Origin of the sequence: Streptomyces sp. NPDC048644 (assembly GCF_043199105.1) — a bacterium.
In the GTDB taxonomy this organism is placed as follows: Bacteria; Actinomycetota; Actinomycetes; order Streptomycetales; family Streptomycetaceae; genus Streptomyces.
The window spans coordinates 434,024-449,075 of record NZ_JBICVO010000002.1; the positions used below are offsets into that span (position 1 = coordinate 434,024).

The 15,052-nt window shown below is 72.2% G+C and carries 16 protein-coding genes; 8 read left to right on the plus strand and 8 right to left on the minus strand.

The features are described from left to right. Positions 1-88 precede the first annotated feature (88 nt). The 4 genes from ACGFNI_RS06140 to ACGFNI_RS06155 are packed head-to-tail and all read left to right on the plus strand — an operon-like array spanning position 89 to position 5,078. On the plus strand, positions 89-1,534 hold the full coding sequence (locus tag ACGFNI_RS06140; protein WP_393681040.1) for a purine-cytosine permease family protein: 1,446 nt from the start codon (positions 89-91) through the stop codon (positions 1,532-1,534). 54 nt (positions 1,535-1,588) lie between these two features. Then, entirely contained in the window at positions 1,589-3,223 is a 1,635-nt protein-coding gene (locus ACGFNI_RS06145; RefSeq protein ID WP_393681042.1) for an amidohydrolase, read from the plus strand. Beyond that, positions 3,220-4,350: a C45 family autoproteolytic acyltransferase/hydolase gene (locus tag ACGFNI_RS06150; protein WP_393681044.1), complete on the plus strand. Its 1,131-nt coding sequence runs from the start codon at positions 3,220-3,222 to the stop codon at positions 4,348-4,350. Before ACGFNI_RS06145 ends, ACGFNI_RS06150 begins: the two co-directional genes overlap by 4 nt. A gap of 11 nt (positions 4,351-4,361) precedes the next feature. Further along, the gene (locus tag ACGFNI_RS06155; protein ID WP_393681046.1) at positions 4,362-5,078 is read left to right on the plus strand and encodes an alpha/beta fold hydrolase; all 717 of its coding nucleotides are present in this window, start codon (positions 4,362-4,364) and stop codon (positions 5,076-5,078) included. A gap of 7 nt (positions 5,079-5,085) precedes the next feature. Here the strand turns inward: ACGFNI_RS06155 and ACGFNI_RS06160 are convergent, their stop codons facing one another. From ACGFNI_RS06160 to ACGFNI_RS06185, 6 genes are all read right to left on the minus strand, one after another. Further along, complete coding sequence (locus ACGFNI_RS06160; protein WP_393681048.1) at positions 5,086-5,916, minus strand: polysaccharide deacetylase family protein; 831 nt, start codon at positions 5,914-5,916, stop codon at positions 5,086-5,088. A gap of 120 nt (positions 5,917-6,036) precedes the next feature. Further along, positions 6,037-6,717 (minus strand): restriction endonuclease, encoded by a 681-nt coding sequence (locus ACGFNI_RS06165; protein ID WP_393681050.1) that lies wholly within the window; start codon positions 6,715-6,717, stop codon positions 6,037-6,039. Between the two features lie 38 nt (positions 6,718-6,755). After that, positions 6,756-6,965, minus strand: a complete 210-nt coding sequence (locus tag ACGFNI_RS06170; protein WP_393681051.1) for a hypothetical protein — start codon at positions 6,963-6,965, stop codon at positions 6,756-6,758. A 265-nt stretch (positions 6,966-7,230) separates the two neighbouring features. Then, on the minus strand, positions 7,231-7,422 hold the full coding sequence (locus tag ACGFNI_RS06175; protein WP_393681464.1) for a hypothetical protein: 192 nt from the start codon (positions 7,420-7,422) through the stop codon (positions 7,231-7,233). A gap of 50 nt (positions 7,423-7,472) precedes the next feature. Continuing rightward, positions 7,473-7,754 carry a hypothetical protein gene (locus ACGFNI_RS06180; RefSeq protein ID WP_393681053.1) on the minus strand — a complete coding sequence of 94 codons (282 nt, stop codon included), beginning with the start codon at positions 7,752-7,754 and terminating at the stop codon, positions 7,473-7,475. A gap of 74 nt (positions 7,755-7,828) precedes the next feature. After that, positions 7,829-9,310, minus strand: coding sequence for an MFS transporter (locus ACGFNI_RS06185; RefSeq protein ID WP_393681055.1), 1,482 nt, complete (start codon positions 9,308-9,310; stop codon positions 7,829-7,831). Positions 9,311-9,335: 25 nt separating this feature from the next. Between ACGFNI_RS06185 and ACGFNI_RS06190 the strand changes: the two genes are divergently transcribed. Next, the gene (locus ACGFNI_RS06190) at positions 9,336-9,857 is read left to right on the plus strand and encodes a CGNR zinc finger domain-containing protein (protein WP_393681057.1); all 522 of its coding nucleotides are present in this window, start codon (positions 9,336-9,338) and stop codon (positions 9,855-9,857) included. Positions 9,858-9,914: 57 nt separating this feature from the next. Here ACGFNI_RS06190 and ACGFNI_RS06195 read toward each other — a convergent pair whose 3' ends face one another. Continuing rightward, positions 9,915-10,730 carry a S1 family peptidase gene (locus ACGFNI_RS06195; protein ID WP_393681058.1) on the minus strand — a complete coding sequence of 272 codons (816 nt, stop codon included), beginning with the start codon at positions 10,728-10,730 and terminating at the stop codon, positions 9,915-9,917. A 243-nt stretch (positions 10,731-10,973) separates the two neighbouring features. Between ACGFNI_RS06195 and ACGFNI_RS06200 the strand changes: the two genes are divergently transcribed. Continuing rightward, positions 10,974-11,639: a chloramphenicol phosphotransferase CPT family protein gene (locus ACGFNI_RS06200; protein WP_393681060.1), complete on the plus strand. Its 666-nt coding sequence runs from the start codon at positions 10,974-10,976 to the stop codon at positions 11,637-11,639. A 15-nt stretch (positions 11,640-11,654) separates the two neighbouring features. Here ACGFNI_RS06200 and ACGFNI_RS06205 read toward each other — a convergent pair whose 3' ends face one another. Continuing rightward, positions 11,655-12,491: a DMT family transporter gene (locus ACGFNI_RS06205; RefSeq protein ID WP_393681465.1), complete on the minus strand. Its 837-nt coding sequence runs from the start codon at positions 12,489-12,491 to the stop codon at positions 11,655-11,657. A gap of 140 nt (positions 12,492-12,631) precedes the next feature. Between ACGFNI_RS06205 and ACGFNI_RS06210 the strand changes: the two genes are divergently transcribed. Both ACGFNI_RS06210 and ACGFNI_RS06215 read left to right on the plus strand, forming a co-directional pair. Further along, a complete protein-coding gene (locus ACGFNI_RS06210) occupies positions 12,632-13,501 on the plus strand; it encodes a LysR family transcriptional regulator (RefSeq protein WP_393681062.1) in 870 nt (289 codons plus the stop codon). A gap of 74 nt (positions 13,502-13,575) precedes the next feature. Beyond that, positions 13,576-15,021 (plus strand): glyceraldehyde-3-phosphate dehydrogenase, encoded by a 1,446-nt coding sequence (locus ACGFNI_RS06215; RefSeq protein ID WP_393681063.1) that lies wholly within the window; start codon positions 13,576-13,578, stop codon positions 15,019-15,021. The last annotated feature ends 31 nt before the right edge of the window (positions 15,022-15,052 follow it).

Genomic DNA, 15,052 nt, shown 5'->3' on the forward strand with positions numbered 1-15,052 from the left:
TGTCCGGTCGCTATTGGATCCCCCCTATTGAGCATACAGCCAATAGCGTTGGGGCCCGGAAGGCTCCGCTGCTTCCCTGGAGGACGCGATGGCGACCGAAGACCTGACGGACACCGCGGGGAACGGTGCGGGCGTGGCCGCTGACCAGGCCGGTCAGCTGGAGGCCCACGGCATCGACCACATTCCCGACGAAGAGCGCCACGGCCGGCCCCGGCAGCTCTTCTCGGTGTGGGCGGCGCCCAACGTGAGCTATCTGAGCCTGGTGGTGGGCGGCGCCCTGATCCTCATGGGGCTCACGCTCGGTCAGGCTCTGGCGGTCATCGTGGCCGGCAACCTGCTGTGGGTGCTCACCGGCGTCCTGGCCGTCAGCGGACCGGCCGCCGGCACGACGGGCTCGGTCATCTCCCGTGCGATGTACGGAATCGTCGGGAACAAGGCCGTCATCGCGCTCACCGGGTGGCTGATCTCCGCGGCGTATCTGGCGCTCAACTGGTCCGCCGCCTCGGTCGCCGGGATCGGCCTGGCCGGACGCATCGGAGCACCGGAGAGCCCGCTGCTCGACGCCGTGATCATCTGCGGGATCGCCGCGGCCACCCTCGTGGTCAGCGTGTACGGGCACGCCACGATCGTGCGGCTCTACGCCGTGCTGAGCGTCGCACTCACCGTCGTGTTCGTGGTGGTCAGCGGGTACGTGCTGGGGCACACCGACTGGTCGTACCACCCCGCTGAGCCGCTGCACGGCGGCCCGCTCCGGGTGGCGCTGGCCGGCGGCTTCGCGCTGATCGCCTCCACCCCGCTCTCGTACAGCAACAGCCCTGATCTCGCACGCTACTTGCCGCGCGGCAGCAAGCCGTTGGCGGTGGCAGGATGGACCGCGCTCGGGGCCTTCCTGCCGAGCGTGCTGTTCACCGGCATCGGTGCCCTCGCCGCCACCACCCTCGACATGAGCGACCCGCAGGCGGCGCTGGAGAAGATCCTGCCGGGCTGGTTCGTCCCGGTGTTCGTCATCGCGGTCGTCCTCAACACCGTGGCCAACAACGGCCTGACCGCGTACAGCGCGGGCCTCACCCTCCAGTCGATCGGCGTGCGCCTGGGCCGGGTCACCGCCGTGCTCGTCATCGGCGTGCTGGCCACCGCGATGACGCTCTACGCCCTCCTCGTGTTCGACTTCCTGACCAGCGTGAACACCATGCTGGAACTCGTCGTGGTGGTCACCGGGCCGTCCGTCGGCGTCTACGTCGCCGACATCTGCATCTGCCGCAACCGCTACGACGGCAGGCAACTGCTCGACGTGCGGCGCGGCGGCCCGTTCTGGTACGACGCGGGAGTGAACCGGGCCGGTGTGGCGGCGTTCATCGCCGGTGCCGCCGCCGGGGTGCTGTGCGTCAGCACGAGCTTCTGGACGGGGCCGGTCTCCTCGCTGTTCGGTGGCGCGAACCTGTCCCTCATCGGGGGGCTGGTGGTCTCCGCCGCTGTCTACTGGGGGCTCGGCCGCGCCCGGCGCCGCTCGGCGATCACCGAGCCTGGCACCTGACCACACGCACCGACTCCCTGTCCCTACGAGATCCTTACGAGAAGAAGGCCGTTCATGTATGCCGATGCCCTTGTCCGCGTGGCGCACGTCGAGACGCTCGACGACGCCCCCGGTCCCGCGCATTCCGCGTCGCAGGTCGTTGCGGTGCGCGACGGGCGCATCCTCGCCGTCGGCGGCGAAGAGGTGGCCGCGTCCTTGCGCGGGCCAGCGACCGCACTGCACGACTTCCCGGGCGGCGTGCTGCTGCCCGGCCTGACCGACGCGCACGCGCACCCGGTATGGGGGTCGGTCGAGGTCGGCAGCGGCATCGACCTGTCCGGCGCCGACAGCCTGGAGGCGGTGCTCGCCACCGTGGCGGACGCACTGCAAGGCCGCCCGGACGACGCCTGGGTCACGGGATACGACCTCGACCTGAACCTCTTCCCCGGCCCGCCGAGCGGTGCGGTGCTCGGGGAACGCTTTCCCGGCCGCGCCGTCTCCTTGATGACCCGGGACGCGCACGCCCTCGTGGTGAGCCCGCGGGTCGTGGAACTCGCCGGTCTGACCGGGCGCGAGACGTTCGGCGACAAGTCATCCGTCGAGGTCGGCGCGGACGGCAGGCCCACCGGCTACGTCGTCGAACTCCAGGCGATGGACCTGGTCTTCGCGCACTACCCCGAGGTCCCGGTCGCCACCGCCGCCGGTTACGTCCTGCGGCAGTTGGAGACCCTGGCGGGCTGCGGCCTGACCGGGCTGCACGCGATGGATTTCACCGACCCCAGCGAACAGGTGTACCGCGCGATCGAGGCGGAGGGCGAACTGCCGCTGCGCATCCGCTGTTCGCCGCTCGTCCCCGCCGACTCGGGCCCCGACGTCTGGCAGGCGGTCGCGGATCTCCAGGGGATGCACGGCAGGCGCTGGCGGGTCGAGGGTGTCAAGTTCATGCTCGACGGCACCGCGGACAACGGGACGGCCTGGTTCGACCGGCCCGACAGCCACGGCGAGAACGACACCTCGCTGTGGCGCGACGTGGACGCGTACCGGAACGCCGTGCGCTATTTCGCGCGGCGCGGCGTCCCGAGCGCCACCCACGCCATCGGCGACCAGGCCGTCCGGGTCGCCCTCGACGTCATCGCCGCAGCGGGACCGGTCGCCCAGGGGCCGCACCGCATCGAGCACGTCGAGTCGCTGCCCGACGACCTCATCGGCCGCTTCGCCGAACTCGGCGTCGTCGCAAGCCTCCAGCCCGTGCACGGCACCCGGCACACCCGCGCGGACGGCAACGACAACTGGTCGCAGCGCATCGGCCCCGAGCGGGCCGCCCACGGCTGGCGCACCCGCGACCTGCTCCGCCACGGCGCGGTCGTCGCGCTCGGCTCGGACTGGCCCATCGGCCCAGGCGACCCGCGCATCGCGCTGGCCGACTGCCAGTTGCGCCGCCCCGTCGAAGCCCCCGGGACGCCTCCCGTGCAACCGGAGCAGGCCCTCACCGCGCGGGAGGCGTACGCGGGGATGACCCGGGCCGCCGCCGAAGCCGCCGGCCGGCCGGGCGAACTCGGCCGCGTCGAGCCCGGATACCTCGCGGACTTCACCGTCTTCGCCGCGAACCCCCTGCACCTGAGCCCCGAAGCGCAAGCCGCCAACGCCGTCCTCGCCACGTCCGTCGGGGGCGCCCTGTACCACCACACCACCACCGGAGGACGCTCGTGAGCACCCGGATCGACCGCCCCGCCGACCGCCTCCACATCGCGGTCACCTCGCCCGACCCCTTCGCCCGCGGGGTCGCCCGCGGCGAGCAACTGCGCGACGTACTCGCCGGAGGAATCGCCGGGTACGACCGTTTCTTCCGGATCGGCGGCATCAGCCCGCAGCAGGTGCGCGACGACGCCGAGCGCACCCTCGACACGATCGGCGGGTTCCGGCCGCACGCGCGGGCCCAGATCGAGGGCATCGCCCACGGCGCCGGCGTCGACGTCCGGCGGATCGCCGCGCTCAACGCACGCACCGAAATCCTCGCCCGCAGCACCACCGTCCCGCCGGGCGAGTGCTCGACGCTCGTCCGCAGGACCGAGGACGACGCCACCGGCTCCCCGCGCACCTTCGGCATCCAGACCTGGGACTGGCACGTCGAACTCACCCCCTTCTGGCACACCCTGGAATCCCGCGGCGGCACCCACGACGTCGTCGGCCTCACCGAGCACGGCATCCTCGCCAAGATCGGCGTCAACAGCGCAGGTCTGGCACTGCACTTCAACATCCTCGGCCACCGTGAGGACGGCGCCGGCGGCATCCCCGTGCACGTCCTCGCCGCCGTCGTCCTCGAAGAGGCCGGCAGCGTGGCGGAAGCCGTCGAGATCGTCCGCAGCGCCCCGATCGCCTCTTCGGGCTCGTTCACCCTCTTCGACACCACCGACGCCGTGCTCCTCGACCTGAGCCCCGACGGCGTCTTCGCGCTCGAACCCGACAACGGCACGCTCGTGCGCACCAACCACTTCCTCACCCCGGTCCCGGCGGCCAACGAGAAGACCTGGCTCTACCAGCCGGACTCCGGCAACCGCTACACGCTCCTCCGCAAGCGCCTCACGGACACCGCCCCGCCCCGGTCCGCCGACGAACTCGTCCGCTTCCTCGTGTCGGGTGCGGGCGAGGCCGCCCTCACCTGCCTCCCCGACATGGGCCTCCCCGAAGGGCAGCGGTGGGCGAGCCTCGCCACGGTCATCCTCGAACCCGCTTCCCGCACCGCCCGCATCCTGGACGGCACCCCGGCGGACGCCGGCACCCGCCCCTGGCGGTACCTTCACGCCCAGGACAACAGCGGTCACGGGACCGCCACTTGACCAGAGGAAACATGGAGGCAGCAGTGGCGAACGTCGTGTTGGTGCACGGGGCCTGGGGCGACGAGTCGGTCTGGGACGGAGTGACGGCCGCCCTCCAGGACCAGGGGCACCGGGTACTGGCCGTGCGGCTGCCGATGACTTCCCTGGAAGCGGACCTCGCGTGGACCAGGCAGCAGTTGGCGACCGTCGACGGGCCGGTGACGCTGGTCGGGCACTCCTACGGCGGCGTGGTGATATCCGCGGTCGCGCATCAGAACGCCCAGGTCACCGCGCTGGTCTTCGTCGCGGCCTACGCGCCCGACGCAGCCGAGAGCAGCGTCACGCTCAACAGCCACGGCGGGGAGCGCCGTGGCCGCGCCGCGATCCGGTTCGGCGAGGACGGCTGGACGACCCTCGACCCCGGCCTCTGCGGGGAAGCGTTCGGCCCCGACCTCCCGGAGGCGACGGTCAAGGCGCTGGCAGCGGCCCAGCGGCCGACCCACCTCACGTGCTTCTCCACCCCCTCGGGGCCCGGCGCCTGGCGCGACCTGCCGTGCGCCTATGTGCTCTCCGCCGACGACCAGATCTTCGACCCCGGGCTCCAGCGGTGGCTGGCCGAACGGACGAACGCCACGGTCACCGAGCTGAACGCCGGCCACTTCTCCCTGATCTCGCGCCCCGGCGAGGTGGCCGCCGCCATCTGCGCGATGCTGGGCGACGCGGACCCGGCCGGGGTCACGACGGTGTGACGAGAGGTCAACTCACGCCCGCCTCTTGCCCTTTCCCGAGCAGGGAGCGCAGGTCGGCGATGTGGTATCCCCGGGCGTGGACGGCGTCGATGAGGCGCGGCAGCGCCAGCACGTCCAGGGCGGGCCCGTGTCCGTCGGGCGTCCCGACGTGCATCTGGACGATCTCGCCGGGTGTCAGGCCGTCCATGGCCCGGTCGACCGCCTTCTGGACGGTCATGCCGCGGGCCGTCCCGAGATAGCCGTTGGTGTCGGCGGTGAACTCGATGTCGGCGAAGCCCAGCGCGTTGACGTCGGCGATGCCCCGCGGCGTGGTGGCGCTGTAGGGGAAGCGGAAGAACGGCAGCGGCGTCGCCCCGCTCGCCCGGCGGATCGCCAGGTCCGCCCGCAGCACCTCGTCCGACACCTCCCGTGTGGTGAGAGCGCCGAACCGGGGGTGAGCGTACGAGTGGTTGGCGACGCCGTGCTCGGCGGCCATCGCGCGCGCCGCCGCCGGATGGCGTTCGGCGAACCTGCCGGTGAGGAAGAACGTGGCCGGTTCCCCCCGCTCGCGCAGCACGGCCAGCGCCGCGGCCACGCCGGTCTCGTCCCACGCCGCGTTGAACGTCAGCGCGACCACCCGCCGGGTGGTGGGCATCCGCCGGATCTCGGAGCCGAAGAGTTCTTCCCACGGCCTCGGATGCCCGTGCGCGGGCGGCAGGGCGGCAGGGCGGGCCGGTGCCGGGGAGTCCGTCACCGCGGCACTCGGTGCGGTCCGCGCGGGGCCACCGACCGGTACGGCTGCGGTCCCCACGACGGTGAGCGCGACGGCGACCAGACAGCGGAGGATGAATCGGTTCATACCTGGCCAACGCGCCGGTTCACGGAATGACACGGCCTCGGCGGCCGGGCGAACACCCCGGCTCCGTAATGGAGTTCACGGACGTGGCTGCCGGTCGGTGGTCCGAGGGGCCTGCAGGCGTCACGTACTCCAGGGCGGCCGGCCGCCCGAGACCCAGCGGCCGAGAGCGCGGCCGTCCACCAGGCGCAGGGGGTGGTCGAGTTCGGCGTTGGCGCGCTGGGCGTCCTGGGTGAAGGCGCTGGTGGTGACGATGAGGGCGTGGTCGCAGCGGTGGTAGGCGCGATAGGTGCCGTTCACGGCGTAGATGACGGGCGCTCCGACGCGGTGCGACGGGGCGTAGCGCTTGCACTGGACGGCGATGCGGCGGCCGTCGGCGAGCTGGACGAGGACGTCGAGGGCACGGTCGTTGGCGCCGCCCGCGACGGTGGCGGAGCGGACGGCCGGGTCGCGGCGGGCGAGGTCGGCGATGGCGTGCTCGAACTGCGTACCGGTCATGTGCTGGTAGGCGGCGATGCTGTGGGTGAAGTCCGCGCGGCCGGTGGCACGGAGCAGCGGCAGGCGGATGCGGCCGGTGCGGACGCGGCGGACGAGGACGGCGGCGGCCAGGGCCAGGGCCGCCACGATGCCGGTGGTGACGGGGTATTCGCGGATCGCCGCGAGGGCGGTCGCCAGGATGAGGACGGCGCCGATGACACGCTGGCCGGCGGCCTCGCGCGTACGGCGGCGGGCGGTGCGGCGCCGGGGCCCGGTGGCGGGGCGGCGGGTGCCGCCGGTGCGGCGGCGTCGTGCCGGTGTGGCCATGCGTCCCCCGGGTGCGGTGCTCGGTCCGCGCGGCGGCCTCACTGGCCGGCGCCCGAGATGCCGTGCGCGAGCTGCGTCAGGAAGTCCAGGATTCCGTGCCCCACCGCCGTCGGGGCGATCAGCACCCCGAGCGCCAGCACGATGACGACGGTCAGCTTCTCGTCCCGCCGGCTCCTGGACTGCGTGCGGCGGCGCAGCCGCAGGAACACGATGACGGCGAGCAGTACCGCCAAGTTGATCGTCAGCAAGCGTCCTGACCTCCCGTCGGACCACGGGCGTCCGCGCCCGCACGGCGGGGACGCCCCTTCGGCCCTCTTGTGTAGCCGGAGCCGGGCGGCGCCGCTGCGGAGTTGCCTGTGATTGGCAGAAAGCCTTCCGGTGGCCGGATTCCGCAGGTGAACGGGTATGCGACGGCAGGCAGGACGGCCGCACGAAAGCAGCCACGGGCCGCGGCGGGTCCGTCCGGCGCCGCGTGCCCGACTCCCTTCCGGGCAGCGGGATTTCTCAGCTGTCTCAGATGTAGACGACGCGGACGACGGTGACGGTCAGCACGGTGGCGCTGACGTAGTAGCGGACGACGACACCGCGGACGGTGGCCTCACGGCGGTCGCCGTCGGCCTTGACCGGGGCGGAGTCGTGGCCGTACGGATCGGATGCCAGGCACTGCATCCCTGCGTCGAAGGCGCTTTGCAGGGTGCGGGGCATCGCGTGGCGGGCCTGGTCGGCGGGCGGGGCGTACTGGACGCGGCAGCGGCTCACATCGGCTCCGGGCGGGAGGTGCCGGTGCCGGTGCCGGTGGCGCCGATGTCCTCGTCGCGTGCCAGGCGCTCGAAGAGTGCCTCGTCCTCGTCGTCGGCGCCGGTGGCGGCCAGGGCCCAGCGCACGAGGGCGGTGGGGAGTTCGGGCGCGGGGACGTGCGCGATGTCGCGGTCGAATTCGGCGGCGCGGCCGGCGTCCATCGTGTCGCGGATGGCCGCGATGGTGCCGGGCAGCTCCACGAGCCGGCCGCCGATGACGGTCTTGAGGGTGGCGTCCATGATGACCTCCTTGCGTCCGTACGCTACGCCCGCATCGCGCCGCTGTGCCCGGGAGTTGACGGGGTGGGGCGCGGCTACGGACGGCTCCTGCCCGCCGCGTCGCCTGCCGTCGCCGGTCGGTGGCCGAGCAGCCATATCGCCGCCGCTCCCCCGGCCAGCGAGAGGGCCGCGGCGAGCAGGAAGACCGCGTGCAGGGCCGTGGCGTACCGGGCGTGCGAGGTGCCGGCGCCCGTGCCCGGGACGTACTGGTGGAAGACGGTTCCGAGCAGGGCGATACCCAGGGCGAGGCCGAGTTGGCGGGCGCTGTTGGCCGCGGCTGCGGCGACTCCGCTGTGGGCCGGTGGCGCGCAGGACATGGCGACCGCGGGCAGGACGGGTGAGACCAGGCCCGCTCCCACCCCGGTGACGACCAGTCCTGGCAGCAGGGCCGGCCAGGAGGAGCCGGGGCCGACCGCGAGCAGGGCCAGGTTGCCGAGGCCGACGACTACCGTGCCGCCGCCGATGGTCCAGCGGGCGGGCATGCGGTGCAGGGTGCGGCCGGCGAGGGCGGAGGTGGCGAAGAAGGCGGCCGGCTGCACGGTGAGGACCAGGGCGGTGCCGAGGGAGCTGAGTCCGGCGCCGTTCTGGAGCCACAGGGAGAGCACCGGGAGGAAGCCGAAGGCGGCCAGGTAGTAGCCGCAGGAGGCGATGAGCATGCCGTCGAAGGCGGGCTTGCGGAACAGTGCCGGCGGGATCATCGGAGTGTCCGTGGTCCGCTCGATGAGGACGAAGGCGGCCAGCAGCACGCCGCCGACGGCGAAGCCCAGCAGCGTCGAGGCGTCCGACCAGCCTTTTTCACCGCCGCGGAGGAAGCCGAAGGTGAGGCCGACGGCGGCCAGGGTGAAGGCTGAGATGCCCGGCCAGTCGATGCGGGCGGGCCGGCCTGCGTCGTGGGCCAGCACCTTGACGGACAGGGCGAGGGTGGCGGCGCAGACCGGGACCGCGCCGTAGAAGATCCACTGCCAGGAGAGGAATTGGGTGAGCATGCCGCCTGCGACGTTTCCCACTCCGGCCGCCGCGCCCGCCACCGCGCCCCAGACGGCGAACGCCTTGGCCCGATCGTCGCCGCTGTAGGTCAAGCCGATCAGAGGCAGCAGGGTCGCGAACATCGCGGCGCCCGCGAGCCCTTGGACGGCGCGGGCGACGATGAGCACCTGGACGTTCGGGGCCAGGCCGCAGGCGAGGGTGGCGGGCGTGAAGACACTCAGCCCGATGACGTAGAGCCGCTTGCGGCCCAGGCTGTCGCCGAGTGAGCCCATGCCCAGCAGGAGGCCGGCCAGCGCGAGGGTGTAGACGTCGACGATCCACTGGAGCGAGCCGAAGTCGGCGTGCAGGTCCGTGGCCATCCGGGGCAGGGCCACGGTCGCGATCGTCGCGTAGACGAGCAGCAGGAAGGTGCCGAGGCAGGTGGCCACCAGCGGCAGCCACTTTCCGCGGTCCTGCCGGGGGCCGGGGGGCCGTCCCGGCAGGGGGTGCTCGACAGTGCCGGGGCGCGGGCCGGCCAGGGGGGAGTCCATGCCCTCACCCTGCTGTAATGGTCTTATGCAGTTGAACCCTTACGGGCAGGACCCGGTCCGGTTTGTGGCCCAGCTCACCAACGCGCCGCCGCGCAGCCCCGCCGAGCTGGCCGATCGCTGCGTCGCCGCGGGCTTCGCCATCGACCGGCCGGTCGATGACCACGACCTCGCCGAGGTGCTGGACTACCTGCCCCGCTGGGCGGAGGTCGTCGACGCCGCCACCGACGAGCACCGCGCCGCGCTGCTCAACGCGCTGCTCGCCGACGCCTCGACGCACCCCCGGCTGACCGATCACGCCGACGGCGGCTGGCACATCCACTACCGCGAGGACGGCATCGGCATCGGCGGCGTGCTGCGCGCCGTCGCATCGGTCGGCACCGCCCTGCACCTGACCGGCCTCGGCATGCACCGCCTCGGCCGCTGCGCGCTGGCCGAATGCACCCACGCCTACGCCGACTTCACCCGCGCCGGGCGGCAGCGCTACTGCTCGCACGGCTGCGCCAACCGCGACGCGGTACGCCGCCACCGGGCCCGGAAGGCGGGCTGAACCGCCCGCGTGCGGACCGGTCCCCGAGCGGCGGGATGCGTCCGGGGGCGGCCGGGATCAGCCGTTCCGGGCGATCGTCTTCCGGATCCAGCCGGCGTAGGCGGGCACGCTGCTGTAGAGCCCCGGCCCGTCCGCGCAGGCCAGGCCAGGGGCGCCGGGGCCCGATGTGGTCCCGATCAGCTCCCACCGCCCGCCGTTGCCCCGCTGGATCTGCGGTCCGCCGGAGTCCCCGTAGCAGGCCATGGCGTGCGGCACCCGGCTGACTGTGCACAGCCGGGTCCTGCCCGCGTAGCCGGGGGCGCACTCGGCGTCGGATCCCCGGCGGGTGCCGAGTTGCCTGAGCCGGTCCGGGAACACCGCCTTGGTGAGGTCCTTCGTGTCGACGACGGTGCCGAAGCCCAGCAGCCGGGTCGGTGTGCCGGGCCGTCCGGGCCGTGCGGCGATCCGGATGGGCCGCTCGCTCACCGGGCGGTCCAGGCGGATCAGCGCGACGTCGTTCCGGTTGGGCCCGCCCAGCGCATAGCCCGGGTGCGTGAAGCTCGCGTCGATGGCGCGGACCGTGCCCCCTGACGTCCGTCGCGCGCTGCCGATGCGGACGATGCCGTCCGGCTTCACCAGCTTCGGATCGACGCAGTGGGCCGCCGTCAGCACCCACTGCGGATCGATCAGCGACGCCCCGCAGACACCGTCGTCCCGCACGTGCGGAACCGACACGGGGACCGTCGCCATGAACGGGTAACGCTGCGTGGAATTACCCCCGTTGACGATCGCCCCGGCGCTGCCGGTCATCGTGGTGGCGCACACCGCGCCGGCCAGTGCGACGACTCCGGCGGCACGCGCCGCACGGCGGTGCGCCCAGGTCAGGCTGAACACAAAACTGTCCCTTCGGTCGGGATTCCGGACGCGTTCAGCCTGCGCGGCCACGATCCGCCGATCCATCCGGGCAACGGGCCGATGCACCGTGGGGAAAGCCCCCGATGCTGCGTCCGTCGGCGGCGACTCGATGCGTACGCGCGGACGGCAGCGAAGCCGGGTGCCGAGGCGATGACTCACCGTCGAACCAGCTCAGGGGGCATGATGCCCGGACGTCACCGACAGCAGCGAAGGAGCCCGTCCATGCCCGGATCCGGTGAGAAGAGCAGCGTTCCCGAGCCGGCACTGTCCGATGCCGGTCCCGATCGGGCCCGGAGCGGCGGGCGGATCATCTTCCTGAACGGGACGTCCAGTTCGGGAAAGTCCAGTATCGCGAGGGAGTTGCTGCACACCCTGGACGAGCCGTACTTCCACCTGCCCGTCGACGCCTTCCACGCGATGCGGTCCCGCCGCGAGGTCTCCCCCGGCGAGCTGCCGCTTCTCCTGCGACGCACCTGGATGGGCTTCCACCGCGCCGTCGCCGGGATGGCCGCGGCCGGCAACAACGTGGTGGTGGATCACGTACTGAGCGAACCGTGGCGGCTGCTGGACTGCCTCGGGCTCTTCACGGCCAGGGATGTGGTCCTGGTCGGCGTCCGGTGCCCGTTGGCGGAACTGGAGCGGCGGGAACGCGAACGCGGCGACCGCCCGGCGGGCCTGGCGGCCCGGCAGTTCGAGCAGGTGCATGCGCACGGCGTGTACGACATCGAATGCGATACGGCCACGGCCACCGCGGTGGACTGCGCCCGGCAGATCAGCGCCTTCCTGCCGCAGCAACCGGCGCCCACCGCGTTCGAGCGGCTCGCAGTGACGTTGCGCGCCGATCCACCGACGCCGGGGGACAACTCCCGGGAGCCGCGCCTCGTTTGACGGCACCGAGCGCCCTCACCCTGCGGCCGTCCCTTCCGAGTGGCGCGTGGCGGTGCCCACCGCGACGGCGTTGGCGGTGACGATCACGGCGACGGCCAGCCAGGACGCCATGGGGAGGCGCTGGCCGAGCACGAACAGGCCGACCAGCGACGCGAACACCGGGTTCACGCTCATGAAGACCCCGAAGAAGCGGGCGGGAACCCGGCGCAGCGCGAGCAGGTCGGCGAGGAAAGGCACCGCGGACGACAGCACGCCCGCGGCGAGCGCGCACCCCAGGGCGCCGAAGGTGGGCTGGTGGAGCCGGAGGACGACGGCGCCGACCGGCAGATAGAGCAACCCGGAGACGAACGCGGCGGCGGCCGACCCCTGGAGCCCGGGAAGGCGCTCGCCCACGGTGCGGTTGAGCAGGATGTAGCAGCCCCAGCAGACGGCGGCGAGCAGGGCCAGGCCGATGCCGAGGTAATCCGTGCTGGGCCGGGGCCGCGTGAGGACCACCACACCAGCCGCGGCGGCCAGCGCACAGGCCAGGTCGATGCGGCGGCGGGAACTCACCAGCGCCACCGTGAGCGGGCCCAGGAATTCCAGGGTGACCGCGAGGCCGAGCCCGATCCGGTCGATCGCCGTGTACAGCGTCAGGTTCATGGTCGCGAACACCGCGGCCAGCCCCAGCACCGGCCGCCACTGCGCGGCGGTGAAGGAACGCAGCTTCGGCCTGCCGATGCCCAACAGCACCGCAGCGGCCACCCATTGACGCACCGCCACCACACCCACAGGACCGATGACCGGGAAGGCGAGCGCCCCGAGCGAGGCCCCGACCTGGTTGGACAGGCCACTGCCCACCATCAGGGCCATCCCGGACCACCGGTGTGACGTCGTCTGCGGCACGACGGCCACGGTCACGTCTGCGCGAGCTTCGAGTGTCATGGCCAGACCATCCGCCGCTCCGGCACATGCGCAAAATGCATCCGACGCGCCATCTATACCCTGAACGCATGGATGGTCATCGGGAGTTGGAACTGCGGCACCTGCGCTGTCTGGTCACGATCGTCGACACGGGCAGCTTCACCGACGCCGCGATCGAGCTGGGCGTCTCCCAGGCCGCGGTCTCCCGCACCCTGCTCGCACTGGAGCGGATCCTCGGCGTGCGGCTGCTGCACCGCACCAGCCGCACCCTCACCCCCACCACCGCAGGCGTGCAGGTACTCGCCCGCGCCCGCCATCTGCTCACCGACGCCGAGGAACTGGTCCGCCAGGCCACCACCGGACACACCCGGCTGCGGATCGGCCACACCTGGTCCTCGATGGGGCGCCACACCACCGAGTTCCAGCGCCGCTGGCACGACCGCTACCCCGACGTCGCACTCCATCTCATCCGCCACAACACCCCCACAGCCGGTCTCGCCGAGGGCCTGTGCGACCTGGCCGTCCTGCGCACCGCCGTCGACACCCGCCGCTACGCCCACGCCCTCGTCGGCCACGAGCACCGCTGTCTGGCCCTCGCGTCCGACGACCCGTGGACCAGGCGCCGCAGCATCCGCCTGGAGGAGATCCGCGAACGCACCCTGGTGGTGGACCGCCGCACCGGCACCACCACCTTGGACCTGTGGCCCGAAGGTGCCCGGCCCGCCGTCGAGTACACCCACGACATCGACGACTGGCTCGCCGCCATCGCCACCGGCCGCTGCGTCGGCGTCACCCCGCGGGCCACCGCCGCCCAGTACCGCCGTGACGGCATCGCCTACCGCCCGGTGCGCGACGCCGATCCCGTCCCCGTCCGCCTCATCTGGCGCCGGCACGATCCGCACCCGGCCACCCATGCCGCCGTGGCCCTGCTCGCCGACCTCTACCGCGAGGACGCCTGACACCGGCACCCTTTGCGTGATCAAAAAAGGGTGCGGCTACCATATGAGCACCGCCTAGCTCGAAAGTTAAATCTGTGACTGTCAATGACGACTCGTTCACCAACTGGAAGACCCGCGAGGAGATCGCGGAGTCGATGATCCCGATCATCGGGAAGCTGCACCGGGAGAGGGACGTCACCGTCCTGCTGCACAGCCGCTCCTTGGTGAACAAGTCGGTGGTCAGCATCCTCAAGAGCCACCGATTCGCCCGCCAGATAGCCGGTGAGGAACTCTCGGTCACCGAGACCCTGCCCTTCCTCCAGGCCCTCACCGCGCTCGACCTCGGCCCTTCCCAGATCGACATCGGGATGCTCGCCGCGACCCACAGGTCCGACGACCGCGGCCTGTCGGTGGCGGAGTTCACCGCCGAGGCCGTCGCCGGCGCCACCGGCGCCAACAAGATCGAGTGCCGCGAGGGGCGCGACGTCGTCCTCTACGGCTTCGGCCGCATCGGCCGGCTCGTCGCCCGCCTGCTCATCGAGAAGGCCGGATCGGGCAACGGGCTGCGGCTGCGCGCCGTCGTCGTCCGCCAGGGCGGCGAGCAGGACATCGTCAAGCGCGCCTCGCTGCTGCGCCGTGACTCCATCCACGGCCAGTTCCAGGGAACGATCACCGTCGACGAGGCGAACAGCACGATCGTCGCCAACGGCAACGAGATCAAGGTGATCTACGCCAACGACCCCTCCGAGGTCGACTACACGGCGTACGGCATCAAGGACGCCATCCTCATCGACAACACCGGCAAGTGGCGCGACCGGGAAGGGCTGTCGAAGCACCTGCGCCCCGGTATCGACAAGGTCGTGCTGACCGCGCCGGGCAAGGGTGACGTCCCGAACATCGTGCACGGCGTCAACCACGACATGATCAAGCCGGACGAGCAGATCCTGTCCTGCGCGTCCTGCACCACCAACGCGATCGTCCCGCCGCTGAAGGCGATGGCGGACGAGTACGGCGTCCTGCGCGGCCACGTGGAGACCGTCCACTCGTTCACCAACGACCAGAACCTGCTGGACAATTACCACAAGGCCGACCGTCGTGGCCGCTCGGCGCCGCTCAACATGGTCATCACCGAGACCGGTGCCGCATCCGCCGTCGCCAAGGCACTGCCCGACCTCGACGCGCCGATCACCGGCAGCTCCATCCGCGTCCCGGTGCCCGACGTCTCGATCGCCATCCTCAGCCTGCGGCTCGGACGCGAGACCACCCGCGACGAGGTGCTCGACCACCTCCGCAACGTGTCGCTGACCTCGCCGCTCAAGCGCCAGATCGACTTCACCACCGCCCCCGACGCGGTGTCGAGCGACTTCATCGGCTCGCGGCACGCCTCGATCGTCGACGCAGGACCCACCATGGTCGACGGCGACAACGCGATCCTCTACCTCTGGTACGACAACGAGTTCGGCTACTCCTGCCAGGTCATCCGCGTCGTCCAGCACGTCTCCGGGGTGGAGTACCCGACCTACCCGGCCCCGGCGGTCTGACCCCGGCGGACACGGCGAACCGGCGTCCCGG